Annotated in this window: 20 protein-coding genes; 11 read left to right on the top strand and 9 right to left on the bottom strand. The window is 66.2% G+C overall.

Annotation, left to right across the window (positions count from 1 at the left end):
* Nucleotides 1-39: 39 nt before the first annotated feature.
* From AC56LK_RS21745 to AC56LK_RS21725, 5 genes are all read right to left on the bottom strand, one after another.
* Nucleotides 40-1974, bottom strand: coding sequence for a PAS domain S-box protein (locus tag AC56LK_RS21745; RefSeq protein WP_497186557.1), 1935 nt, complete (start codon nucleotides 1972-1974; stop codon nucleotides 40-42).
* Nucleotides 1975-2791: 817 nt separating this feature from the next.
* Nucleotides 2792-4147, bottom strand: a complete 1356-nt coding sequence (locus AC56LK_RS21740) for an acetylxylan esterase (RefSeq protein WP_497186556.1) — start codon at nucleotides 4145-4147, stop codon at nucleotides 2792-2794.
* The gene (locus AC56LK_RS21735; protein WP_497186555.1) at nucleotides 4144-4680 is read right to left on the bottom strand and encodes a PEP-CTERM sorting domain-containing protein; all 537 of its coding nucleotides are present in this window, start codon (nucleotides 4678-4680) and stop codon (nucleotides 4144-4146) included. Before AC56LK_RS21735 ends, AC56LK_RS21740 begins: the two co-directional genes overlap by 4 nt.
* 30 nt (nucleotides 4681-4710) lie before the next feature.
* Nucleotides 4711-6945, bottom strand: coding sequence for a rhamnogalacturonan lyase family protein (locus AC56LK_RS21730; protein ID WP_497186554.1), 2235 nt, complete (start codon nucleotides 6943-6945; stop codon nucleotides 4711-4713).
* A 61-nt stretch (nucleotides 6946-7006) separates the two neighbouring features.
* Nucleotides 7007-9361, bottom strand: a complete 2355-nt coding sequence (locus tag AC56LK_RS21725) for a glycoside hydrolase family 2 TIM barrel-domain containing protein (protein WP_497186553.1) — start codon at nucleotides 9359-9361, stop codon at nucleotides 7007-7009.
* A 217-nt stretch (nucleotides 9362-9578) separates the two neighbouring features.
* Here AC56LK_RS21725 and AC56LK_RS21720 point away from each other — a divergent pair, with 217 nt between their 5' ends.
* From AC56LK_RS21720 to AC56LK_RS21710, 3 genes are read left to right on the top strand one after another with little or no spacing between them, the layout of a single operon-like run.
* On the top strand, nucleotides 9579-10637 hold the full coding sequence (locus AC56LK_RS21720) for a UDP-glucose--hexose-1-phosphate uridylyltransferase (RefSeq protein WP_497186552.1): 1059 nt from the start codon (nucleotides 9579-9581) through the stop codon (nucleotides 10635-10637).
* 7 nt (nucleotides 10638-10644) lie between these two features.
* On the top strand, nucleotides 10645-11805 hold the full coding sequence (gene galK / locus AC56LK_RS21715) for a galactokinase (RefSeq protein WP_497186551.1): 1161 nt from the start codon (nucleotides 10645-10647) through the stop codon (nucleotides 11803-11805).
* Entirely contained in the window at nucleotides 11802-12830 is a 1029-nt protein-coding gene (locus AC56LK_RS21710; RefSeq protein WP_497186550.1) for an aldo/keto reductase, read from the top strand. The genes galK and AC56LK_RS21710 overlap by 4 nt, the downstream gene beginning before the upstream one ends.
* On the opposite strand, the gene AC56LK_RS21705 is transcribed toward AC56LK_RS21710, so the two are convergent.
* Entirely contained in the window at nucleotides 12715-14907 is a 2193-nt protein-coding gene (locus AC56LK_RS21705; RefSeq protein WP_497186583.1) for a copper-transporting P-type ATPase, read from the bottom strand. The genes AC56LK_RS21710 and AC56LK_RS21705 overlap by 116 nt on opposite strands.
* A gap of 178 nt (nucleotides 14908-15085) precedes the next feature.
* Nucleotides 15086-15424 (bottom strand): ISC system 2Fe-2S type ferredoxin, encoded by a 339-nt coding sequence (gene fdx / locus AC56LK_RS21700; RefSeq protein WP_497186549.1) that lies wholly within the window; start codon nucleotides 15422-15424, stop codon nucleotides 15086-15088.
* 335 nt (nucleotides 15425-15759) lie between these two features.
* Between fdx and AC56LK_RS21695 the strand changes: the two genes are divergently transcribed.
* The 8 genes from AC56LK_RS21695 to AC56LK_RS21660 all read left to right on the top strand — a co-directional run bounded on the left by AC56LK_RS21695 (nucleotide 15760) and on the right by AC56LK_RS21660 (nucleotide 21769).
* Entirely contained in the window at nucleotides 15760-16188 is a 429-nt protein-coding gene (locus AC56LK_RS21695; RefSeq protein WP_497186548.1) for a hypothetical protein, read from the top strand.
* Between the two features lie 101 nt (nucleotides 16189-16289).
* Nucleotides 16290-16652, top strand: a complete 363-nt coding sequence (locus AC56LK_RS21690) for a hypothetical protein (protein WP_497186547.1) — start codon at nucleotides 16290-16292, stop codon at nucleotides 16650-16652.
* Between the two features lie 12 nt (nucleotides 16653-16664).
* The gene (locus tag AC56LK_RS21685; RefSeq protein ID WP_497186546.1) at nucleotides 16665-18083 is read left to right on the top strand and encodes a TolC family protein; all 1419 of its coding nucleotides are present in this window, start codon (nucleotides 16665-16667) and stop codon (nucleotides 18081-18083) included.
* 18 nt (nucleotides 18084-18101) lie between these two features.
* A complete protein-coding gene (locus AC56LK_RS21680) occupies nucleotides 18102-19496 on the top strand; it encodes a multicopper oxidase family protein (protein WP_497186545.1) in 1395 nt (464 codons plus the stop codon).
* 80 nt (nucleotides 19497-19576) lie between these two features.
* Complete coding sequence (locus AC56LK_RS21675; RefSeq protein WP_497186544.1) at nucleotides 19577-19933, top strand: copper-binding protein; 357 nt, start codon at nucleotides 19577-19579, stop codon at nucleotides 19931-19933.
* A 61-nt stretch (nucleotides 19934-19994) separates the two neighbouring features.
* A complete protein-coding gene (gene copC / locus AC56LK_RS21670) occupies nucleotides 19995-20360 on the top strand; it encodes a copper homeostasis periplasmic binding protein CopC (RefSeq protein WP_497186543.1) in 366 nt (121 codons plus the stop codon).
* A 1-nt stretch (nucleotide 20361) separates the two neighbouring features.
* Entirely contained in the window at nucleotides 20362-21300 is a 939-nt protein-coding gene (locus tag AC56LK_RS21665) for a CopD family protein (RefSeq protein WP_497186542.1), read from the top strand.
* A 25-nt stretch (nucleotides 21301-21325) separates the two neighbouring features.
* Nucleotides 21326-21769, top strand: a complete 444-nt coding sequence (locus tag AC56LK_RS21660) for a YybH family protein (protein WP_497186541.1) — start codon at nucleotides 21326-21328, stop codon at nucleotides 21767-21769.
* Between the two features lie 53 nt (nucleotides 21770-21822).
* Here AC56LK_RS21660 and AC56LK_RS21655 read toward each other — a convergent pair whose 3' ends face one another.
* Both AC56LK_RS21655 and AC56LK_RS21650 read right to left on the bottom strand, forming a co-directional pair.
* On the bottom strand, nucleotides 21823-23613 hold the full coding sequence (locus tag AC56LK_RS21655; protein WP_497186540.1) for a 2Fe-2S iron-sulfur cluster-binding protein: 1791 nt from the start codon (nucleotides 23611-23613) through the stop codon (nucleotides 21823-21825).
* A gap of 8 nt (nucleotides 23614-23621) precedes the next feature.
* Entirely contained in the window at nucleotides 23622-24314 is a 693-nt protein-coding gene (locus AC56LK_RS21650) for a PepSY domain-containing protein (protein ID WP_497186539.1), read from the bottom strand.
* Nucleotides 24315-24371: the final 57 nt, after the last annotated feature.

Genomic DNA, 24371 nt, shown 5'->3' with positions numbered 1-24371 from the left:
ATTCCTTCCCACGATGGGAAGGTCAAGCATCATTTGCTGTTAACAGGGATGGCGCGCCGAACACACCCGGCCGCGCCCGGCCTTCTTGGCCTGGTACATGAAGTGGTCGGCTTCCTTCAGCAGTTCGTCCGGCGCGCGCTCTGCCTTGCCGGTGTCGAGGGCGATGCCGATGCTGGCGCGTACCCGCACCGCCCGGCCAGGCAACAGCACGGGTTCGGAGATGCTCGAGATCAGCTTTTCGGCCACGGTATGGGCGTCGTCAAAGGTATCGGCCATGTCTTCGAGCAGCACCGTGAACTCGTCGCCCGCAAGGCGGTACACGCTGTCGGTCTTGCGCACCCCGGCGCGCAGGCGCCCGGCGATCTCGCGCAACAAGATGTCGCCGGCCTCGTGGCCCTGCGAGTCGTTGACCGCCTTGAAGCCATCCAGGTCGATGAACAGCATGCCGACCGTCTTGCCGCTCCGCCCGGCCCTGGCCTGGGCCAGCGGGATGGACTCCAGCAGCGCGCGCCGGTTCAACAGGCCGGTCAGCACGTCATGGCGGCTCTCGTATTCGCGCTGGGCCTGCTCCCGCTTGCGCGCGGTGATGTCGTGCAGGAAGGCACTGAACATGGTGCGGCCCTCGATGTCGAGGGCGCGGATGCGCACCTCGACCGTCAGGCTGCTGCCGTCGCGCCGCAAGGCCGGCAACTCGAGGCGCTGGTCGACGGCGCGCCCGACCCGGGTCGCCAGGAAGCGGCGCATGCCGTCGCGATGGCGGTCGCGGTAGTCCTCGGGGATGATCAGCTCTTCCAGCTTTTGCCCCAGCGCTTCCTCGCGCGGCCAGCCGAAGGTCTCTTCGGCCTGGCGGTTCCAGGCCGTGACCGCGCCCTCCTCGTCCAGGCTGATGTAGGCGTCGTTGGCGTTCTCCACCACGCTGCGGATTTCCGCCTCGCGCGCGCGCAGCTCGCTTTCCGTCGCCTGCTGGCGCCCGATCGCCGCGGTCAGCATGCGGTTGGCCTCCAGCAGCTCGGCGGTGCGCTCCTGCACCCGGTGCTCCAGCTCGGCGTTGAGGGCCGCGATCTCATCCTGCGCCGTCTTCTGGGCCTGGATGTCCTTGATCACCGAGACGAAGTATTCGACCCGGCCGTCCGCGTTGCGCTTGGGCGACACGTTCAGGCTGATCCAGACCAGGCTGCCATCCTTGCGGACGTAGCGCTTCTCGATCTGGTAATGGTCGAGTTCGCCGCGCAGCAGCGCCGCGAGCTGCCCGACGTCGGCCGCGACGTCGTCCGGGTGGGTGATCTGCTGGAAGCTCAGGCCCCACAGTTCTTCTTCGCTGTAGCCGACGATGTCGCACAGGGCCTTGTTGACGCTGATCCAGCCGCCGTCCGGCGCCACCAGCGCGATGCCCACGCCGGCGACGTCGAACACGCTGCGGAAGCGTGCCTCGCTGGCGCCCAGCACTTCGTTCGAGCGCGCCAGGTGGCCGCGCGCCACCGCCAGGCGCTCGCGGTACTGCACTTCCTTGGTCAGGATCGCGGCCAGGTCGCCCAGGACCTGCGCCTCGTCCTCGCTCAGCGTGCGCGGCCGGGTGTCGAGCGCGCACAGCGTGCCGACCGCGAGGCCGGCCGTGGTGCGGATCGGCACCCCGGCATAGAAACGGATATTCGGCGGACCGTTGACCAGGGGGTTGTCCTGGAAGCGCGCGTCCTCGCGCGCATCGTTCACCACCAGCGGCGTGCTCATCCCGATGGCATGGGCACAGAAGGCGTGTTCGCGCGGCGTTTGCGCGTCCTCGAGGCCGACGCGCGACTTGAACCACTGGCGGTCGGCGTCGACCAGCGAGAACAGCGCCATCGGCACGTCCAGCAGGCGGCTGGCAAGGCGGGTGACGCGGTCGAATACCGGTTCGGGCGGCGTGTCGAGCAGGTGCAGGGCGTCGAGCATCGACAGCCGGTCAAGTTCGTCTGGGGGCAAGGAAGCAGCGGGCATACACATCCGTTCGGTCAGTGACGGCTTGGCTGCCGTCCAGGCGAAACTTTAACAGATACAAATTGCCAGAACAGAATTTTGCTAACCTATTTACAACAATGTGTCCAAATATGCCGAATTCGTGACACTCCCGACAAGGCCGGTCCTTGCTTCCTCATTCATCCGGCGCGCGCATGGCCTCGCCGATCGCATATGGTTGAGCAGGCGGTAGGCCTTGTCCAGGGGCATGGGTTGGAGATGGACATTCACGCGATTTCCGTTTCCAGTCAAGGCCCTCGTCTGCCATGGTTACGCGAAGGGGCGTGTCCGACTACAGGCTGGTTTCCCCGATCAGCCTGACCGGCCCGAGCAGCCCTGCCGGCCGCGGCGCGATCAGCGCCGTATCCTGGGGCACGAAGCGTTGCCCGTAGCCGCTGCGGTTGGCGAATGCGACGGGGCGGGCGTCGGCCGGCGGATTCGCCACCTGCCCGGCGACGTACGTCGGCGATCCGGTCGAAGACGAGCGGCGCGCTGCCGGATGCCTGCGCGCCGGCAGCGCAGGACAGCGCCACCGCCAGGGCGGCGATGCCGGACGATGTGCACGCGGTGGGCTTGCTCATGGATGCTCCTGGTACGGGGTGATCGGACAAAAAAAATGCACGGCCGGGTGGGCCGTGCGGAAGAGTTTCTGCCAAGCGGGAGAAACCCATGGAGTCGACGGCCTGCACGCACCAGGGTGCGTGCAGCACACCGTCAACAGGTAAGACGAAGGGGGGACGGCAATCCTCCGGCCGGCGCGAAGTAATCACCTTCTTGATTGCTTTGCGCTTGCACGTCTTCAGCGCCGCCCTTGCGCGTGCTCGATCAGCCAGCGGTCCATGGTCTCGCGGTGCGCCTGCGAGGTCAGGTGCACCTGCTGCGGCTCGACGACCAGGGTGCGGGCGGTGGGAATCACGTTATATACGGCGAAGGTCGAGGTCGGCGGCGTCACGGTATCGTTGTAGCCGGCGTAGTACAGCACCGGAGTGCGCAGGCGTTTGGCGAAGTTCACCGTGTCGTAGTAGGCCGAGGTGGCGGCCTTCGGTTCGACCGGCTGGTCCTGCCTGCGGCCCTCGCCGTCCTTGCGGAACAGTCCCGGCCAGCCGCCGGCGCGCTCGTGCAGGTAGCCGGTGACGTCGCTGTAGGCCGGGTAGGAGGCGAGCGTCAGCGTTACCCGCGGATGCAGGGCGCTGGCCATGATCGAGAGCTGGCCGCCCTGGCTGCCGCCCTGGGTGACGAGCTGCTTGCCGTTCCATTTCGGATGCTGGACCAGGTAGTCCAGCGCGCGCAGGGTGCCCAGGTAGACCCGGCGGTAGTAGTAGCTGCGCGGGTCGTCCAGGTTGAAGCGGTTGTAGGCATCCAGCGCCCCGTAGTTCAGCTGTTCGTACAGTTCGGCCGGCAGGTCGACCGGGATGCCGTGGATGCCGATCTGCAGCGTGATGAAGCCCTTTGCCGCCAGTTCGGGCGTGCCCTTGTAGCCGCGCACCCCGGCGCCCGGCACGTGCAGCACCGCCGGGAAGGGCCCGGCGCCGCGCGGCACCGACAGCACCCCGTACATGCGGGTCGCGCGCTTGCCCGGCCCGACGTTCTGGTAGCTGAGGTAGGACACCTCGACCTCGGGCGTGGAGAGCGCCGGCGCCGGCACCAGCCGGAAGGCCGGTTCGACTGCGGCCAGATCCTGCCTCTGCGCGGCCCAGAAAGCGTCGAAGTCCTTGGGCTCGGTCTGGACCGGGCGCAGCTCGAGCGGGCTGAAGGCCGCCGTCGCCGTCGCTTCGAGCGCCTTGCCGTCGATGGCGGCGTTGACGACGCAGCGCACGAAGCCGGGCTTCTGGTGGCCGGGCGCGGCCAGCCACAGGCCGTCCTCCGGCACCACGGCGCTGCGTTCCGGCCCCTCCAGCATGTCAGGGCCCAGCCGGTAGGTGATCCGGATGCCGTCGCGCGGATAAGGCTTCTTGTCGATCCTGACCCGGAAAATGGCCGACTCGCCCACGCGGTAAGTCCAGTCGGGCCGATCGAGGCTGACTGTCAAAGGCTGGTCCGGCAGGACCGCTGCGGCGATGCGTAGCTCCGACGGCGCCTCGGCACAGGCGCCGCCGGTCCACACCAGCTGGACCGCCAGCAAAACGCCGGCGGCGATCGTGGCGCGCATGCTCATGTGCGCTGCGGGCCCGGACGGCGCAGCGCGGCCAGGCCGGCCATGCCGAGCAGGAGCAGCATGGCGCTGCCCGGCTCGGGCACCGCATTCGCCTGCGCGATGCTGAAGGACAGCAGCGGCGAGTCATCCAGCTGGTCCGGATTGTAAAGCGCTTCCTGGCTCCAGTCGTAGAGCCCATTGAGGCTTGAGAGGTCCAGGGTCAGCGTGGCGCCCAGGTCCAGCAAGGTCAGGTAGAAGCCGGCGTCATGGCCGCCGAGGTCGGCCGGGTTGGTATTGCTGAGGAAGACCCAGGGCGCGGGTGCGTCGTAGTCCAGGTAGGAGATCTGGTCGACGGCCGTAGTCTGGGCCAGGTCCGACAGCTGGCCCTTGACGGCCGTGATGCGGCCCGGCGCCGCGCTGTCGTAGTAGAACTGGCCATCGAAGGTCCCGTCGCGCCAGGTCGCCTTGTACTCGTACCAGCCGATCGGCGTGGCCCATGCGGACTGGGCGAGCAAGCCGAGGACCAGGGCAAACAGCATGTGAAGTTTTTTCATCTGATTCACCTTATCGTCATGTCGTGGGTATCAAGGGACGATCAGCTCGTCGATATTGCCCAGGCCCTGTCCGGTCGACTCAAAGCGCAGCGTGTTGTTCTGGCCGGCGGCCAGGTTCACGACCGCGCTCATCGTGGTCCATGTCGTCCAGCTGCCGGTGATCTTGAAAGTGATCGCCTGGGGCACGCCGTTCACCCGCAGCACGCCGCTGCGCGGGGTCGGGTTGCCGTTCGCGTAGCGGATCGTGATGGTCCTGGCGCCACCCCCACCGCCGTTGATGCGCTGGAACTCCGCACTGCCGCCGCTCAGGGGGAAGTTCAGGAAGCCCAGGTGGCGGAAGCCGGCGCGGTCGGTCTTGACCGCCGTGCCGCCGCCCACGATCGCGGTCCCGGCCTGCACCGTGCCGCTGCCGTCATAGGGCACGTGCACCGGCGCCTGCTGGAAGGAGGCGGCGCCATGGCCCAGGAAGAAGCTCGGGTGCGGCGGCTGGTTGTAGCCGGCGTTCTGCGCCGCCACCTGGCTGCGGTACTGCGGGTCGTGCATCAGGGTGTTGATGCGGGTGGCGGTCGGGATCGTGGTGCTGAACACCATCAGCTCGGTGTTGCTGCTGTTGCGGTAGACGATTTCCTCGCGCCAGTCGCCGAACAGGTCCGCCGTCAGGACCGGGTTCGCCTTGGTGCCGTTGTTGGAAGCGGCGCCGAAGCTGGCCGGGTCGATCAGGGTCGACAGGGTCCGGGTGGCCGGGTTCCACTTCTGGACCGCGACGCTGCCGATCACTTCGCGCAACAGGTCGCCGTCCCACCAGGCCGCGAAGTTCATCGAGCTCGGTGCGCTCGTGTTGATCAGGGCGCCGGTGGCGGTACGGTGGCCGCCGCGCGAGGCCCAGCATTCGGCGCCCGGGTACGCCGGATCGACGTCGAAGCAGACCCCGCGCCCCACGTCCGCGTTGGAGCCGCTCGCGCCCCAGATCAGGGCACCGGTGGCGGCATCATGCATGCCGGAGCCGGTGGCGCCATAGACGGCCGGGCTCTCGTGGATCATGTAGACCTGCTTTCCGGCGCGGTCCGGGTCGAACTTGCCGAAGTGGAGCGCGTCGCCGTGCCCCAGGCCGGTGGTGTAGAGCAGCTGGCCATAGCTGTCGATGGTGGCGGCGCCGTACACGATGTCGTCGCGGCCGTCGCCGTTGGCGTCGCCCGTGGCGAACCAATGCGCGCCCTGCCCGCGCGCCGCGCTGCCCGCGACATCGGTATCGAACACCCAGCGGCTGGTGAGCGCGCCGTCGCGCCAGTCCCAGGCCGCGATCACGGCGCGCGTGTAGTAGCCGCGCGAGAAGATGGCGCTCGGGCGGTTGCCGTCCAGGTTGGCCACGCCGCCCAGGAAGCGGTCGACCCGGTTGCCGTAGTTGTCGCCCCAGGCCGACACGCTGCCGCGCGCCGGCAGGTAGTTCACGGTCTTCATGGCCGCGCCGGTAAGGCCGTTGAACACGGTCAGGAATTCCGGCCCGCTGAGGATGTAGCCGGCGCTGTTCCGGTGGTCGGCGCTCGGGGAACCGATGACCACGCCCTTGCCGTCGACGGTGCCGTCCGCCGTCTTGGCCATGACTTCGGCCTGGCCGTCGCCGTCGAAGTCGTAGGCCAGGAAGGTGGTGTAGTGGGCGCCCGCACGGATGTTCCTGCCCAGGTCGATGCGCCACAGGCGGGTGCCGTCGAGTTGATAGGCGTCGAGGTAGGTATTGCCGGTGTAGCCGGACTGCGAATTGTCCTTGGCGTTGCTGGGCTGCCACTTGACCACGATCTCGTAGCTGCCGTCGCCGTCCAGGTCGGCCGGCGCGCCGTCGTTCAGCTCATAGGTGTAGGCCTCGCCCGTGGGCGTCACACCCGCCGGCGGCGCCTGCACCGGGATCGACTTGTAGGCCTTGGTCCAGGTGGCGGTGGCGCTGGAAGCAGCCTGCTCCGCCCCGCCCACGACCTCGCGCACGGTGTAGACGTCGGCCGCGCTGCCCGCAGGATCGGTGAAGTTGAGCGCGTCGAGCGGCGAGGCATTCAGCCTGGTGGCGCCGCGGTACACGTTGAAACTGGTGCCGGCTGCATCGCCGGCCAGCTGGCGCCAGCTGATGAAGACTCCGGAACCGGAGGTGATGGCGACCACGCCGCGGTTCAGGTTTTCGACCTGCATGCCGGGGATGGTGATGACGGCACTCGCGCTGCCGGCCGCGGCCAGCAGTGCAAGGAGGAAGGTCGAGGCTCTGGCTTTTTTATAGAACATGCTGTCTCCGTTGGCTGATGTATTTGTAATGCCTACGTATGCCTGAGATGTGCTGCGCGGGTCAGGGCGGCCCGGTGTCGAACCCTGTCATGTTGCTTGTCAAGGCGCCCATGTCCGCCTTCAGCTCGATGCGTCGGCCCTGGACCCGCACCAGCACACTGGCGGTGCCGGCCTCGGTGCTGACATTGGTGCTTCCGACGATTTCCGTTCCCGGGCCGGCCGTGAAGCGGACTTCGCGTCCGCTCGCCGGCACGGTGGTCCCCTTGGCGTCGAGCAGGCGGGCGCGCACGAAGACGAGATCCCCTTGAACCACGGGCACACCCAGGTCGTCGAGCGCCAGTGCCAGCTTCACCGGCTGGCCGGGCGTGCGCACGCGGTGCTCGGCCACGACCCGTCCGCCCGAATAGGCCAGCGCCACCAGTTCGCCGGGCGCGAAGCCGCCGGTATCGAATTCCAGCGGCGGATGGGCCAGGCGCGGGTGGGCCGCAGACGGCTTGCTCTTCTGGCGCGCAATCAACTTGCCGTTCAGGCGCAGCTCGACTTCCCCGGCATTCGTGAACACGCGCACGCGCGGCGAGGAATCCGGCTGCCAGTAGCTGGCGACGAAGACCATCGGTCCGCCGCCCCAGCGTGGCGATGCTTCGCCCGCGGCGCGCTGGGAGCGGAAGAATTCGGCGCCGAACTTGGGCAGGCGCTCGATGCTCATCGCGCCCGACTCCTCGAGGTCCGGGGCATAGCCGCGCGCGTAATCGAACATGACCCAGTAGCCATCCGCGAAGGCCGGCGTGGTGAAGTTGTCGTCGTGGGCCTCGGCCAGGTTCCTGGCCTGCTGCAGCAGGCGCGTCTCGCCCGCCCCCAGCGACTGGCGGCTGGAGCGGTCGGCCGGCTTGAGGTCGGCCCAGGCTTCCTGGTTGAAGCCGGCGTTCTGGGCGAAGTACTCCCAGTCGCCGTACTCGGACACGATCAGGGGCTTGCTTGGGAGCGCATGCTTCTTGCCCAGGCGGTGCTGGCGCGCCTGCAGGTAGATGTCATAGGTCTGCGGCACCCAGCCGGCCGAGAAGGCCTGGTCGCCCGGGTATTCGGCATGCACGGTGTCGTGCAGGGCCTGCACCAGCGCGTCCGGCATCTGGGTCTCGTTCAGCGAGCACTCCCAGGCCAGCACGCTCGGATGGTTGCGGTCGCGGCGGATCATGTCGGCGCAGGTCCGCAGCGCCTGGCGGCTGAAGGCCGGATCGGGATGGTAGAACTGCCAGCCGGGGATGCCCGGCAGGACCAGCAGGCCAAGTTCGTCGGCCGCCGCCATGAAGGCCGGGGACTGCGGGTAATGCGACAGGCGAACGTAGTCGAAGCCGTACTTCTTGATCAGGAGCGCATCGCGATAGTCGGCCTGCTCCGACAGGGCGTAGCCGACCCAGGGATATTCCTGGTGCCGGTTGACGCCGCGCAGCGTGAGCGGCTCACCATTGAGCAGCAGCTTGCCGCCCTCGAAGGCCAGGCGGCGCACGCCGATGCGGGTCGCCACCACGTCTTCGCGGCCGGCGGCCAGCACCTTGCTCGTCAGCTGGTAGAGGTTCGGGTCCTTCGACGACCACAGTTTCGGCTTGGTGAGCGGGAGCTGGATGCTGACATGGCGGCGCCCGCCGGCCGCCAGGCGCAGTTGCTGCTCCGCCTGGGCCACCTGCCGGCCTTTCCAGGCCAGCGTGTGGCGCACGGTCGCCGTTTGGGCGCTCTTGGTGCTGTTGCCGACTTCGACCTTGACCTCGACCACGGCAGCCGCCTTGCCGGCCTGCGGATAGCTGACGAAGACGCCGCCGCCGGCCGGGGTACTCGACACCATCTCGTCGGTGATGTGCACCGCCGGCTTGACGATGAGCTTGACGCCCCGGTAGATGCCGCCGTGCTGGATATAGTCCAGCTGCTTGAGCGGCTTGGGGCCGGTGACCGGGTTGTCCTCGTTATTGGCGCGCACCACCAGTTCATTGCCGCCACCTGCGCGCAGCACATCGGTAATGTCGAAGGCGAAGGGCAGATAGCCGCCCAGGTGCTGGCCCAGGTGCTTGCCGTTCAGCCAGACGTCGGCCACGTTCATCACGCCCTCGAAGCGCAGGATGGCGCGCTCCCCCGGACGCAGCTTCACGTCGACCTGTTTCTTGTAGAACACCGTGCCCTGCCAGGGGTCGGTCGGGACGCGCGGCTCGAGGCGCGCCGCATGCGGCAGGTCGACCCGGGCCCAGGCGTTCGCGGGCACCTGTTCGGCGCTGCCGAGACGCCGGCTGTCGTCGCGGTAGAACTGCCAGCCCCCGTTCAGGCTGGTCGTGGCCGCCTGCGCAGCACCGGCCAGCATGAGGACGGACAGGCAGGCACGCGCGGCAAGCCTGCGCAACTGCCCTGAACCGGCGAAATCGAAAAAGTGCATGGTGTGCGATGGGCAACAAGAGCGGGCTGCCAGTCTATGTAAAGGCCGCCGCGCGCCGCAAGCGAATACGACGCCTTGCCCAAAACACTCACGAAGCTGATTGCTGTTCGGCAGTGGCGGTTCCAAGCAGTCACAAAGCTGAGCATTTTGCCAAGCATGCGTGCTTGGAAAGCGAAACCCATTACCATTCATCCTTTGACATTCAACGAGGCCCTCGATGTTTAATCCCACCGACCATCCTCACCGCCGTTACAACCCGCTCATGGGTGACTGGGTGCTGGTCTCGCCGCACCGGGCCAAGCGCCCGTGGCAGGGCCAGCAGGAAGCCGTCGACCGCGCGGCCAAGCCGGCGCACGACCCCGATTGCTACCTCTGCCCCGGCAACACGCGGGTCAACGGCGAGAAGAATCCGCCCTATACGGGCACCTATGTGTTCACCAACGACTTCGCGGCCCTGATGGCCGATACCCCGGAAGCGGCGCCCGGCGCCGATCCACTGTTCCAGACCATGAGCGCGCGCGGCACCAGCCGCGTCATCTGCTTCTCGCCGGACCACAGCAAGTCGCTCCCCCTCCTGAGCCTGGAGGCCATCGAAGGCGTGGTCGACACCTGGTGCGAGCAATGCGCGGAACTCGGCGCCAGCCACCGCTGGGTGCAGGTATTCGAAAACAAGGGCGCGGTGATGGGCTGCTCGAATCCGCACCCGCACGGCCAGATCTGGGCGACCAGCTTCCTGCCCGACCTGCCGGCCGCCGAAGACCGCCAGCAGCGCGCCTACTTCGCCGAACATGGCAAGCCGCTCCTGCTCGACTATGTCGAGCGCGAAGCGGCCGACGGCGAGCGCGTCGTGGTCAAGACCGACAATTGGCTGGCCGTGGTTCCCTACTGGGCCAGCTGGCCCTTCGAGACCCTGCTGCTGCCGCGCCTCCCGGTCAAGCGCCTGGAAGACCTGAACGGGGTCCAGCGCGCCGACCTGGCGCTGGCCCTGCAACAGCTGACGGTGCGCTACGACAACCTGTTCCAGGCCTCTTTCCCGTATTCGATGGGCTGGCACGGCGCGCCCTATGCCGAAGACGACAAGATTGACGACAATGAGCCCTGGCAGCTGCACGCCCACTTCTACCCGCCGCTGCTGCGTTCGGCCTCGGTGCGCAAGTTCATGGTCGGCTTCGAAATGCTGGCCGAACCCCAGCGCGACCTGACGCCCGAGCAGGCCGCCGCCCAGCTGCGCGCGGTATCAAGCGTGCACTACCTCCATACCCAGCCCACTCCCTGACAGCAAGATGAACGACACCCCACTGGCCCGCGCGGCCGCCGTCTTCCAGGCCGCCTTCGGCCAGGCCCACAGCATCCAGGTCCAGGCCCCGGGCCGGGTCAACCTGATCGGCGAACACACCGACTACAACGACGGCCTGGTGCTGCCCTGCGCGATCGACTACCGCACCGTGATCGTGGCGCGCCGGCGCGAGGACCGCCTGGTGCGGGTACTGGCTGCCGACTACGAAGGCGCGATCGACGAATACTCGCTCGATGCGCCGATCGAGCGATTGGCGTCGCCGATGTGGGCCAACTACGTGCGCGGCGTAGTGCGCGAACTGGTGCAGCGCGGCCTGCCGATGCAGGGCATGGACCTGTCCATCGCCGGCGACGTGCCGCAGGGCGCCGGCCTGTCATCGTCGGCCTCGCTGTCGGTCGCGGTGTGCCGGCTGTTCGCCACCCTGCCCGGCTTCGAGGACTTGAGCCCGGTCGACATGGCCCTGGTCGCCCAGCGCGCCGAGAACGACTTCGTCGGCTGCAAGTGCGGCAACATGGACCAGATCAGCTCCGCCTGCGGCGTCCAGGACCACGTCCTGATGATCGACTGCCGCTCGCTCGCGGTGGAACCGGTGCCGATGCCTCCCGGGGCGGCGATCATGATCTTCAATTCGCACATCACGCGCGGCCTGGTCGACAGCGCCTACAACACCCGCCGCGAACAGTGCGAAACGGCGGCCCGCCACTTCGGCCTGCCCGCCCTGCGCGACCTCGACCTGGCCACGCTCGAGGCGCGCGCCGCCGAACTCGATCCGGTCGTGCTGCGCCGCGCCCGCCACGTCGTCACCGAGAACGCCCGCGTCGCGGCCGCCGCCCAGGCGCTGGCGCTAGGTGACCTGGCGCGCATGGGTGAGCTGATGGAAGCCTCGCACGCCTCGATGCGCGACGATTTCGAGATCACCGTGCCGGCCATCGACCAGCTGGTCGGCATCGTCAAGCAGGTCATTGGCAAGGCCGGCGGCGTACGCATGACGGGCGGCGGCTTCGGCGGCTGCGTGGTGGCCCTGGTGCCGGAGGCGCTGGTCGACGCCGCCCGCGAGGCCGTGGCCCGCGCCTACACCGCGCCGAACGGCATGCGCGCGACCGTCTACGTCTGCCGCGCCGCCGCGGGCGCCGGCGTCGTCGCATGAGCTGGCAGGCCGCCGGCGAGCGCTACGAGTCCCTTCCCTATCGCCGCTGCGGCAGGAGCGGCCTGCGCCTGCCGGCCGTCTCGCTCGGCCTGTGGCACAACTTCGGCGGCGTGGACGACCCGGCGCGCCAGCGCGGGATCATGCGCACCGCCTTCGACCTCGGCATCACCCACTTCGACCTGGCCAACAACTACGGCCCACCGCCGGGATCGGCGGAGAGCAGCTTCGGGCGCCTGCTGGACCTCGACCTGCGGCCCTACCGGGACGAGATCGTGGTCAGCACCAAGGCCGGCTACACCATGTGGCCCGGCCCCTACGGCGACTGGGGCAGCCGCAAATACCTGGTGGCCAGCCTCGACCAGAGCCTGAAGCGCATGGGGCTCGACTACGTCGACGTCTTCTACCACCACCGGCCCGACCCGGCCACGCCGATCGAAGAAACGATGGCGGCGCTCGACCACATCGTGCGCAGCGGACGCGCGCTCTACGTCGGCATCTCGAACTATTCCGGCGAACAGACCAGCATCGCGGCGGTCGAACTGCGCAGGCTGGGCACGCCCTGCATCCTCAACCAGTCGCGCTACAACATGTATACGCGCCAGGTGGAAGACGGCCTGCTGCCGGTGCTGGAAGCGGAAGGCATCGGCTGCGTGGCCTTCTCGCCGCTGGCGCAGGGCTTGCTCACCGACCGCTACCTGGTCGGCGAGCCGCCCGGCGACTCGCGCGCGGCCGGCAGCGTGGGCTTCCTGCGCAAGGAACACCTCACCGACGAGCGCCTGCGCACATCGCGCGCCCTGCACGCCTTTGCGCAGGAGCGCGGGCAATCGCTGGCCCAGCTGGCCCTGCGCTGGGTGCTGCGCCAGCCGGCGGTAAGCTCGGCGCTGATCGGCGCCAGCAAGCCGGCCCAGGTCATCGAGGCGGTGCAGGCGGCGCGGATGCCGCTACTGGACGCCGGCGAGGCGGCGGCGATCGAAGCGCTGCTGTCGCGCCAGCTCTTCCTCTCAGCCGCAAGGCATTGCCGATGACGGACACCGAACTCAAGCTCATGGCAAGCGCTGCGATCATCGGCGAGAGCAGCTGCCCGGTAAATGGATAGAGAAGTCCGGCAGCCAGCGGAATCCCCAATGCGTTATAGGCAAAAGCAAAACCGAGATTTTGTCTCATGTTGCGCACTGTCTCGAGCGAGAGCAGCCGCGATCTTGCGATGGCACGCAGGTCCCCTTTGATGAGAGTAAGGTGTGCGGAGTTGATCGCAACATCGGTACCTGTGCCCATCGCAATTCCGACATCGGCCTTCGCAAGCGCAGGAGCATCGTTAATGCCATCGCCGGCCATTGCCACGACACGCCCTTGCTGCTGCAGGCGCTCCACCAGCGCCAGCTTGTCCTGAGGCTTGACCTCGCCGTACACTTCGCTGATGCCGAGCTTCGCGGCGACCGATTTTGCCGTCGTTACGCCGTCGCCGGTTGCCATGACGACGTGCATTCCCGCTTCCCGCAAGCTGGCGAGCGCTTCGGGCGTCGTTGCCTTGATCGGGTCCGACACCGCAATCAGACCGATCAGTCGTCCGTCCATCGCCAGGTACATGACACTGGCGCCCGTCTGCCGCAGCTCCTCGGCGGCGCCCCGCATGGGCGTCCAGTCAAGCTTTTCAAGATCCATCAAGGCCGTATTTCCAAGTGCAACCTGGCGTCCCCTCACCGTCCCACGGACACCGATCCCGCTGGACGACTCGAACGTCTCAGGCTTGTCCAGCTGCAGATTGCGCCTGCCTGCCTCGGCGACGATCGCATGTGCCATCGGATGTTCACTTCCCTGGTCGATGCTGGCAGCGATCCGGAGAACATCCTCTTCCTGGAACCCGGCCGCAGCGATTGCCCGGTCGAAGGCAGGTTTTCCCTCCGTGAGCGTGCCCGTCTTGTCGACAATGATGGTATCGACCTTGCGCATCGCTTCGATTGCCGCGGCGTCGCGAAACAGCACGCCCTGGGTGGCGGCGCGCCCCGTCGCCGCCATGATCGACATCGGCGTCGCCAGACCCAGTGCGCACGGACAAGCGATGATCAGGACCGCCACGGCATTCACGAAACCGTAGACCCAGCTGGGATCTGGCCCGAACAGGCCCCACCCCAACAGGGTGAGCAGCGCAATCGCTACGACGACACTGACAAAATAGCCGGCGACCACGTCGGCCAGGCGCTGCATGGGCGCCCGCGAACGCTGCGCCTGCGCGACCATCTGCACGATCTGCGACAGCATGGTCTGCGATCCGACGCGTTCCGAGCGGATGACAAGGCTGCCGCTGGTATTGATGGTCGCGCCGATGACCTTGTCGCCCGGGCGCTTCGTCACCGGCAGCGGCTCGCCGGTGAGCATGGCTTCGTCCACTGCGCTTTCGCCTTCCAGGACCATCCCGTCGACGGGCACCTTCTCGCCAGGCCTGACCCGCAGCGAGTCGCCGATGTGCACATGCGACAGCTCGATGTCTTCTTCAGTGCCGTCGCCGCGAATCCGCCTGGCCGTTTTCGGTGCGAGGCCAAGCAATGACTTGATCGCCGCCGACGTCTGCGAGCGTGCACGCAACTCCAGGATCTGGCCGAGCAGGGTCAGCGAAACGATGACAGCGGCTGCCTCATAGTAGACGCCGATACGGCCGTGCATCGCGAAGTTCGACGGAAACAGGCCCGGGAACAGGGTCGCGACGAGGCTGTAACCATACGCCGCGGCGACCCCGATACTGATCAGGGTCCACATATTCGGACTGCGATTCTTGAAGGACTGTGCGCCGCGGACGAAGAAGGGCCAGCCGGCCCACAGCACCACCGGCGTGCTGAGGGCAAGCTCGATCCAGCTCTGGTAGGCAAGTCCTCCACTGAAGATCCGGTGCCCTGCCATCGCCAGGATGGCGACGGCGACGGTCAGCGGCAGCGTCCACCGGAAACGGCGGCGAAAGTCCACCAGTTCCGGATTCTCTTCATCCTCCAGCGATGGCAGCATCGGCTCCAGCGCCATTCCGCATATCGGGCAATTGCCTGGCGTAGCTTGCTGGATTTCCGGATGCATCGGGCAGGTGTAAATCGTCCCTGGCGGCGCCTCAGGCATGGCGGCAGGGGGCTTGGTAACCGTATCATGGTGCTCATGCGAATGATGGCATTCGTGACCTGCGTGCCGGTGCGCCGAATGCTTTTGCATCTCATCTTTCATGACAGCTCCAGTAAAAAACGCTTGAGGTTGGCGAGTACATCCAGCATGTCGGAATGCACCTGCGCTGGCTCCCCACCTATCCGTTCTCTTTCGCGTGATTCAGGGAGTACCTTGGGATCTCGACGGTCAGATCCGTGTTCGCAACGATCGCCTGGCACGACAAGCGGGACAGCCGCTCGACACCCCAGGCACGATCGAGCATATCCTCTTCTGCATCGCTTGCTTGCGCGAGTGAGGCGTATCCTTCCCGTACGACCACATGACAGGTCGTGCATGCGCCGACCTTGCCGCAGGCGTGTTCGATGTCGATTCTGTCGTCGAGCAGGGCATCGCAGATGCTTGTACCGGTGGCGACGTCGAGCGTCGCACCGCCAGGGGCACATTCGGGATGAGGGAGCACAATAATTTTAGGCATGCGTAGCCTCCTTGCCCAAGCCGGGGCCTCGGTAGCGACAAAACAGACAAGCGGCAACGGGGCCGGCCATCCGCCGCGCTGCGCTAGCCTGGACACTGGCGGAGGGAGCGTCGTCCGGCTCGGCCTGCACAGTCTCGATCAGCGTACGGGTGTGCTCAGGTATAAGGGCGTACATGACAGATCCTCCAATGTGTAGACGAATCCACTGTAAACCTTCCGACAATGGCAAGGTCAAGCGAATTCTTCGTGCGGAATCGGTCGGCAAACTGCGTTGACTTTGACCAGGCTTAAGGCTGCTCCAGGCCAAATTTGTCGTGCTATACTCAGGTTCACCTATGAACCGCGCAATCAAGACATTCCTGGTTTGGCTATTGCTGGCCGTGCTTCCGCTGCACGCGGTCGCAGGTGGCCGTATGTCGTGCGGCCCGGTTCACCCACAGTCCAGCCAGAATTTGCCTGATGTGGTCCCGCAGTCCCACGCGCATATGGCCGATGTGCACGCTCATCACGGCGGCGAGCATGCCAGCCAGGCCGATGGATCCTCGGCCGATGCCGATCCGGCAAGCTCCGAGGCCACGAAAAAGCCACACTCCACCTGCAGCGCCTGTTCCGCATTCTGTCTGGGCGCTGCCGCGCCACCCTCCACGCATCTCGCTATCCCGGCTTTCGATGGCTCCGACGCCGTCGTCGTCGCGCCTGCGGCCTTCGCCGTAGGCTTTATCCAGGACGGCCCTCAGCGCCCTCCCAGGCACCGATCCGCTTAATCGCAGGACGAGCTGACCCGCTGTTCTTCAGCGCTGTCGTCGTCGCTCCTGAGCACGCGTGCGTGTCTGTCACGCCCTGTCACCGATTTCGAGGATAACCCATGACCTCCAAGCTTTTGGCCGCCGCTTTCGGCGCCCTCCTGTCCCTGCCCCTGTACGCACAGGCCCCGCAATCCCGTCCCTCGGCAGATCCTGCCGACCCTGGCGCGGCCGTACCGCCGACCGTGTACCAGTCGGTCATCCCCGGCCCTTCGCCGGCGCCGCAAGACGTCCAGACGACGCCTGACAAATCCTGGCGTGCCGCGAACGATGCCCTCGCCGGCGTCCCCGGCCACACCGGACATGGCGCGCATGGCAATGAACAGCCGCACGACGGTCATGGTGCAGCGCCGGCTCCGACAAGGCCCGTGGCGCCTGCAAAACCGGCCAGTCCCACTCCCGTCGACCACAGTAAACACCATTAAGCCGAACACACAATGACAACAAAGCCTTCTATTCCCGGGTTGCGCACCATCGCTGCGGGCGCGATGGTCCTTGCGTTGAGCGGGTGCGCGACCTTCTCCAAGGACGGCGGCCTGGATGCTGTCTCGGCCTTGACAGCCGAGCGCACTGGCCAGGACCTTCGCCTTCCCAAAGCGAATGCCGATAGCACGGCCATCCAGGATGAACTGGACAAGTTGCTGAAACAGCCCCTTTCCGCCGACAGCGCCGTTCGCATCGCCCTGATTAATAACCGTGGCCTGCGTGCCTCGCTCGCCGAGCTGGGTGTCGCCGAGGCCGACCTGGTGCAGGCCGGACGCATGGCCAACCCCGGTTTCGGCTTCAGCCGCATGTCCGGTGGCGGCGAGACCGAGATCGAGCGCAGCGTCATGTTCGATCTCGTCGGCCTGTTGACCATTCCGATCCGCCGCGATATCGAGTCGCGCCGCTTCGAGAGCGCCAAGCTGGTCGCGGCAAGCGAAGCAGTCCGGCTGGCGGCGGACACGCGCAAGGCCTGGTTCAATGCCGTCGCGGCGGTACAGTCGGCACGCTATGCGGAACAGGTTCGCGAGGCGGCTGGGGCGAGTGCCGAACTGGCGCGGCGCATGGCCAAGGTCGGCAACCTGAGTGCCCTCGACCAGGCGCGCGAACAGGCGTTTTCAGCCGAAGCCGCGACCCAGCTGGCGCGCGCGCGCCACAACGCGACGGCCGCGCGCGAGCAGCTAGCGCGGCTGATGGGCGTGTGGGGAGAAAATACGGCATTCCAGCTTCCGGACAAGCTGCCCGAGCTGCCGGCGACGCCGCGTGAGGCGGGCAATATCGAATCGCTTGCCATGCAGCAGCGCCTCGATGTGCGCCTGGCAAAACTCGGCACCGAGTCGACTGCGCGCGCCCTGGGCCTGACGAAGGCGACGGGCGTGATCAACGTCCTCGACGCCGGCTACGTCAACGCGAGCAAATCCGGCTCGCCGCGCGAGAACGGTTACGAGATCGAGCTTGCCCTGCCGATCTTCGACTGGGGAGGTGCACGGGTGGCGAAGGCCGAGGCGCTGTACATGCAATCGGTGCATCGTACGGCCGACACCGCCATCAATGCCCGGTCGCAGGTAAGAGAAGCCTATTCCGCTTACCGGACCACCTATGACGTCGCCAGGCAGCACCGCGACGAACTGGTGCCCCTGCGGAAGAAGATTTCCGAAGAGAGCCTCCTCCGCTACAACGGCATGCTCATGAGCGTGTTCGAACTGCTGGCCGACGCCCGCGCACAGATCGCAGGCGTGAATGCGGCCATCGATGCCCAGCGCGACTTCTGGATGGCCGAAACGAATCTGCAGGCGGCCATCAGCGGCACCGGCGCTTCGTCCATCTCCATGGCTTCCACTGCCGCGACCACCGAAGCCGCCGCGGAACATTAAACAAGGAATACATCAGCAATGAGTTCTCGTCGAGATTTCTTCACTGGCGCAGCCGCCCTGGTCGGCGCCGGACTGGTCAGCCGCGCCGGCGCGGCAACCCTCCCGGAAGCCCCCATCATGACCAGCGCGGCCACGCAGCCGCCGCCGCCGCCGCCGAATGGCCGGCCGTACAACCCGGTCGTCACCCTGAACGGCTGGTCGTTGCCCTGGCGCATGAACAATGGCGTCAAGGAGTTCCACCTGATCGCCGAACCCGTCGTGCGCGAGATCGCGCCGGGCATGAAGGCCAACCTGTGGGGCTACAACGGCCAGAGCCCGGGCCCGACCATCGAAGTGGTCGAGGGGGACCGCGTGCGCATCTTCGTCACCAACAAACTGCCGGAGCACACCAGCATCCACTGGCACGGCCAGCGGCTGCCGAACGGGATGGACGGCGTGACCGGCCTGAACCAGCCGGGCATCCAGCCGGGCAAGACCTTCGTCTACGAATTCGTCGCGCGCCGGGCGGGTACCTTCATGTACCACCCGCATGCCGACGAAATGGTGCAGATGGCGATGGGAATGATGGGCTTCTGGGTCACGCACCCGAAGAATCCTGCCCATCACAAGGTCGACCGCGATTTCGTGTTCCTGCTGAACGCGTACGACATCGAGCCGGGCAGCTACACGCCGCGGGTCAACGAGATGCTCGACTTTAATATCTGGACCTTCAACAGCCGCGCCTTCCCCGGGATCGACACCATGAACGTGCGCCAGGGCGACCGCGTGCGCATCCGCACCGGCAACCTGACGATGACGAACCATCCGATCCACCTGCACGGACACGAGTTCGAGGTGACCGGCACCGATGGCGGCTGGACCCGTCCGGAGTCGCGCTGGCCGGAAGTGACGACCGACGTCGCGGTGGGCCAGATGCGCGCCATCGAGTTCATCGCGGACGAGCCGGGCGACTGGGCCTTCCACTGCCACAAGTCGCACCACACCATGAATGCGATGGGCCACGAGGTCCCGACCCTGATCGGCGTGGACCACCGAGGCGTCGCCGAAAAGATCTCCAAGCTGGTGCCCGACTACATGGTCATGGGCGACAAAGGCGGCTCGATGGGCGACATGGAAATGCCGCTCCCCGAGAACACGCTGCCGATGATGACCGGCCAGGGTCCATTCGGTGGCGTCGAGATGGGCGGCATGTTCACCGTGCTCAAGGTGCGCAAGGACCAGAAGCCGGGCGACTACAAGGACCCGGGCTGGTACAAGCATCCCGCCGGCACCGTCGCCTACGAGTGGAAAGGCGAGGCCCCGGCCGCGGTGCGCAGCCAGAGCGCCGGCGGCCAGGCGATGCCGGCTGCGAAGAAAGCGCCCGAGGTGGAAGTCACCGTGCGCAAGCCGACCGGCCACAAGGGCCATCACTGATCGCAACAGGACAGGAGCGGCACGCAGCTGCTCAAGCACTACACTGAACAATTTTTTCTTCACCATTGAAAGGATTCAATATGAACGCATTCTCGAAACTGAGCCTCGCCATCGCCCTGGCCGCCGCGGCTTCCCTTGCCGCCGCCCAGAACGGCGCCCACGGCGCCCAAGGCGCCCATGACGCCCATGCCGGCCATGCCGCGCCGGCGACGGCTGAACTCACCGATGGCGAAGTCAAAAAGATCGACAAGGAGGCTGGCAAGATCACGCTGCGCCATGGCGAACTCAAGAACCTCAACATGTCGGCCATGACCATGGTGTTCCGCGTCAAGGACCCGGCCATGCTGGACCAGGTGAAGGTGGGCGACAAGGTCAAGTTCGCAGCGGACCGCGTCAACGGTGCAGTCACGGTGGTCCAGCTCAAGGCTGCCCAGTAAGCATCGATAACCGGGGCTCGAACTGGCCTGATTCCCTTAGTCGAGCCTTCCAGGAGACAGCATGAAAACGAAAACCTTCTTTGCAGCGGCTGTTGCAGTTCTCGGACTGGTGGCCACGTCCACCGCATCCGCACACGCAAAACTCGAGTCCTCCGCGCCCCAGGCGAATGCGATCGTGAGTCCGGCGCCTTCGCAAGTGCGCCTGCAGTTCAGCGAGCAGCTCGAGCTGCCGTTCAGCAAGGTCAAACTGGTTGACGAGAAAGGTGCGGTGATCGAGCCAAGCAAGACCGCCCTGGACGATACGAACCCCAAGGTGCTGGTGGCGACTGTTCCGATCCTGCATTCCGGGACCTGGCGCGTCCAGTGGTCGACTGTCACCCGGGACGGCCACAAGGTCAAAGGCCAGTTCGACTTCCGGGTAAGGTGACATGGAGGCTGAGCTCGCACTGGCCCAACGCTTCGTCACGGTCGCCTTGAACCTGTCGATGGCCTTCCTCGTTGGCGCCAGCGCAGCGCATATCTGGCTGCGCAGCGCGCGGTCGGCATGGGGAATCGGTCTGGTTCCGCGTCTGCGCAAGCTCATGCTGTCTGCCATCGCGGCGGCCGCGATGGCGTACGTCGCCGTGTTATGGCTCGAAGCGGCGTCGATGGCGGAGGTTCCGGTCAGCGCGGCCTTCCCTGCGGTGCGGTCCGTCATCACCGCCACGCACTACGGACTCGCCTGGATGATCGGCGCAGCAGCGCTGCTCGTCGCGGCCATCACCCTCCGCAAAAGCAAAGCTGGGCGGCCAGGCAGTGCAGCGCCGCTGATACGTATGGCCGCGCTCGGCGTCTTGCTCTATTCCCGCAGCATGGTCAGCCACGCCGGCGCCGCGGGTGACTTCACCTGGGCCGTGCTGGTCGACTGGGTTCACCTTGTCCTGGTCAGCCTCTGGGTGGGCGAAGTCATCGTCGCCGGCCTGGTCACGCTGCGCTCGCGGCCTGAATGGGAGTCGAAGAACCGCGGCGAATGCGCCCGCTTTATCACCTCGCTGTCGACATCGGCCACTGTCGCCCTGGCCGGCATCTTCATCACCGGCATCCTGAGCGCATGGCGCGGGCTGGGAAGCTTCGCGGACGTCCTCGGCAATCCCTATGGAACGACCTTGCTCGTCAAGGTCGGACTGGTGCTTGCCGCAGCCGCACTGGGTGGACTGAACCGCTTCCTCGTGATGCCGAAGCTGCTGGCTCAACTGCGCAAACCAAAACCGGAAGGCAGCGCCAATGCGAAGTTCGTCCTGGTCCTCCAGCTTGAGGCTTTGATCCTGGTGGCCGTGCTCATCGCAGCTGCCTTCCTGAGTTCCACCTCACCGCCGACGGCGTCGTGAGCACTTCTTCGTCCAAGGAATAATAATGAAAAGCAAAACCATTCCGGCCCTCGTCCTGAGCGCTACCCTCTTCGCGATCTCTTCGGCAAGCCTGGCAGCGTCACCGAAAGAGACGCTCGCAGCCTTCCACGACGCCCTTGCCAGTGGCGACAAGGCGAAGGCCCTCAGCCTGCTGTCGCCCGACATTGCGATCTATGAATCCGGCTACGTCGAGCGGTCACGCGATGAGTACGCCCACCATCATTTGGGCGGCGACATGGAGTTCGCAAAGAACTCGACCCGGAAAGTTCTAAAGCAGTCCGAGCGCATCGATGGCAACACTGCGGTCGTGTGGGAGGAATCCGAGACCACCGGGACCGTGCGGGGGAAACCGGTGCATGCTTTCGGAACCGGGACGGCAGTCCTTGAAAAGAAGGGCGATACCTGGGCAATCGTTCACGTGCACTGGTCGTCGCGGAAGGCGAAGTAAGCCGGCGGTATGACGCGAAGAGCGCAAGAGACAGTCCTTGGGCTCTTCTTCGTTCAGATCTTGAAATCGTCGTAGGCGATGTTCGCCTCGTCGACCCCGAGACTGCGCAGCATTGCCCGGGTACTCGACAGCATCGCCGGAGGGCCGCAGACGTAGAACTCGAGCGATGCGATGCCCGGATGCCTGCGCAGCAGACCCTCGAGCGCGGCTTCGTGAACCAGTGCCGCAGCTGCGCCGTCCTCTGCCTTCTCATCCGACAGTACCAGGTGCCAGTGGAAATTCGGGTGTTTCGATGCGAACGCCTGCATCTCATCGACGTAAGGAGCATCGCGCCGGCTACGTGCGCCGTACCAGAAGTGCAGCGGTTCGGTCGCGCCTTTTGTCAGGAGCTCGTGAATCATCGCACGCAATGGCGCCATCCCGGCGCCGCCGCCGATGAACACTTTCTCGCGCGATCCCGGCTTCAGTGCGAAGTCCCCGAAGGGGCCGCTGAAGCGAAGCTCGTCACCCACCTTCAGGGTGTACATGTAGCCCGATCCCCTGCCCGGCCGTTCTCCAGGCATGAAGCGAACCAGGAAAGTCAGCTGCCCGCCTGCGCATTCGACCGGCACCGATACCGAGTAGGACCGGCGTACCGGCGCATCGTTTGCAAGGCTCGCCAAGCTACCGATCGCACGCCAGTCCTCCTGATGATGCTCCGGGACGTCCACATGGCTGGCGTCCCGCTCATAGGGAGGCACGTGGATCTGTACGTAGGCCCCCGGACGGCACTCAACGAGGCCCAGTGGACGTAGCGTGATCTCTCTGAGGAAAGGCGTCACCGGCTTCACGCTGGTGACAATCCCGAGCCGCTCCGCCGGCATCGCCAGGGCTTTTCCGATATCGACATCGAGACTGCGTTTTACCGGAAGGTTGCAGGCCAACCTGTATCCGGCCTCGAGCTTCTGCGGTGACAGCAGCGCACGGTCGGCGCTCGTAGCTTCGGGTACCTTGCCAACGCATCTGACTTCGCACAGTCCGCAGCTTTGGCCGCCGCCGCAGTTCGACGGCAGCTGGAGGCCGGAGCGTGCCAGTGCCTGGAACACGGTATCGCCCTGGACGGCCTCGATTGCGCGCTGCGTGGCGCCCTGTGCGTCGACCAGGTTGACGGTACGGCGCCGGCGCCAGCGGCCGGGAACGAATTCCGCAAACCGGACGCTGACGAACAGCAGCCAGACACCCGTCAGCGCCATCCACAGTCCACCGATCGCACTGCCAACGAGCAGGGGATTGTTGAAATTGGTCCGCTCGCTGTAGTCCATGATGTGAAGCATCCAGAACAGGTCGAACAGGCGCCAGGTACTGTTCCTGTGTTCGAGCACGGCTCCCGACCGGCTGGAGACATAGACGGAGGTCTCGTCCGCATCGTCGAAGTCGACGCGCCAGACCGGCTCCTTGTGGGCGCGGGCCTCGAGCGTGAAGTTCAGCAGGCGCGGCGTTCCGGCTTTCCCGCTGCCGGAATAGGACGCACGCGCGATCTCCCTTGCCAGGCTGGCGTCCACCGCCACCGCCTTCCCGTCCGCTGCGCCGACGAGCCAGCTGCGCTTGTCGTTCTGCAGACGATAGACGGGCCGGTCGAGCAGCCAGCCGGAAGCAATCGCCATGACGTTTTCCCGGCTGGCGGCAAGCACGGCGTCCGTGCTGAGCACGTCGTGTGGCCAGGTGGGCGGCGCCGGCGGCTTGATGCGGGATTCGCGTCCCTGCACCTTGTTCGCGTCGAGCAGGCTCATGACAACCCCGCTCGACATCCACAGCAGGAACTGGATCGCCAGGATCACTCCTACCCACTTGTGCAGGCGTCTCATCCAATGGCTCATGCCTGCTTCCTCCGGTTGAAGCTGTAGAAGAGCAGCCATGCCCCACTGAGAGCGAACAGCAGGCCGGTGATCGACGCCGTGCGCAGCAGCGTATTGTTCACGTTCTCGCGCTCCTCGTAATCCATGATGTGGAACATCCACAGGAAATCGAACCAGCGCCACAGCTCATGACGCCGGGCCACCAGCTCGCCGGTATGCGGGGAAAAGTACAGCGTCGTCAGGCCTGGCTCGTCGTAATGGACAGCCCACAGCGGTACGGGCCGTGACCCGACTTCCTGGGGCGCCTTCGTCACCCATTCGACGCCCTTGATACTGCCCTCGCCCACGTAGGCTGCGTCGGCCAGGGCAACGATCTGGTCGCGATCGAGGGGGCTGATCTTTTCTCCGCTGGCGGCGTCCACCAGGCTCGTTTGCTTGTCCTGCTTGATCTCGTAGACTTCTTTGCCAAGCAGGTTTTTCATGCGAACGGCGGTGATGCCCGGGTAGGCCTCGTGCAGGCGAGCCTGGCTGATACGGCCCCCGGACGGGTTGAGCCTTTCGGTCGGGACGTGGGCAAGGTGGTCGCCGTGGACGACCTCCAGCGGCACGACGACCATATACAGACCACTGATCATCCAGAGCAGCGCCTGCACGCCGATGACGAGTCCGATCCATTTGTGGGCGCGCCGCACCCAGAAAGCTGATTGCATAGTTGTTGTCGTCAGTAAGTTACCCGGTCAGCCGGGCGGCCGGCGCAAAGCACACCT

It is taken from the genome of Telluria sp. ZB4P36, assembly GCF_059685865.1.
Note: the sequence above shows the minus strand (reverse complement) of the source record. Positions and strands in the feature narration are given on the sequence as shown.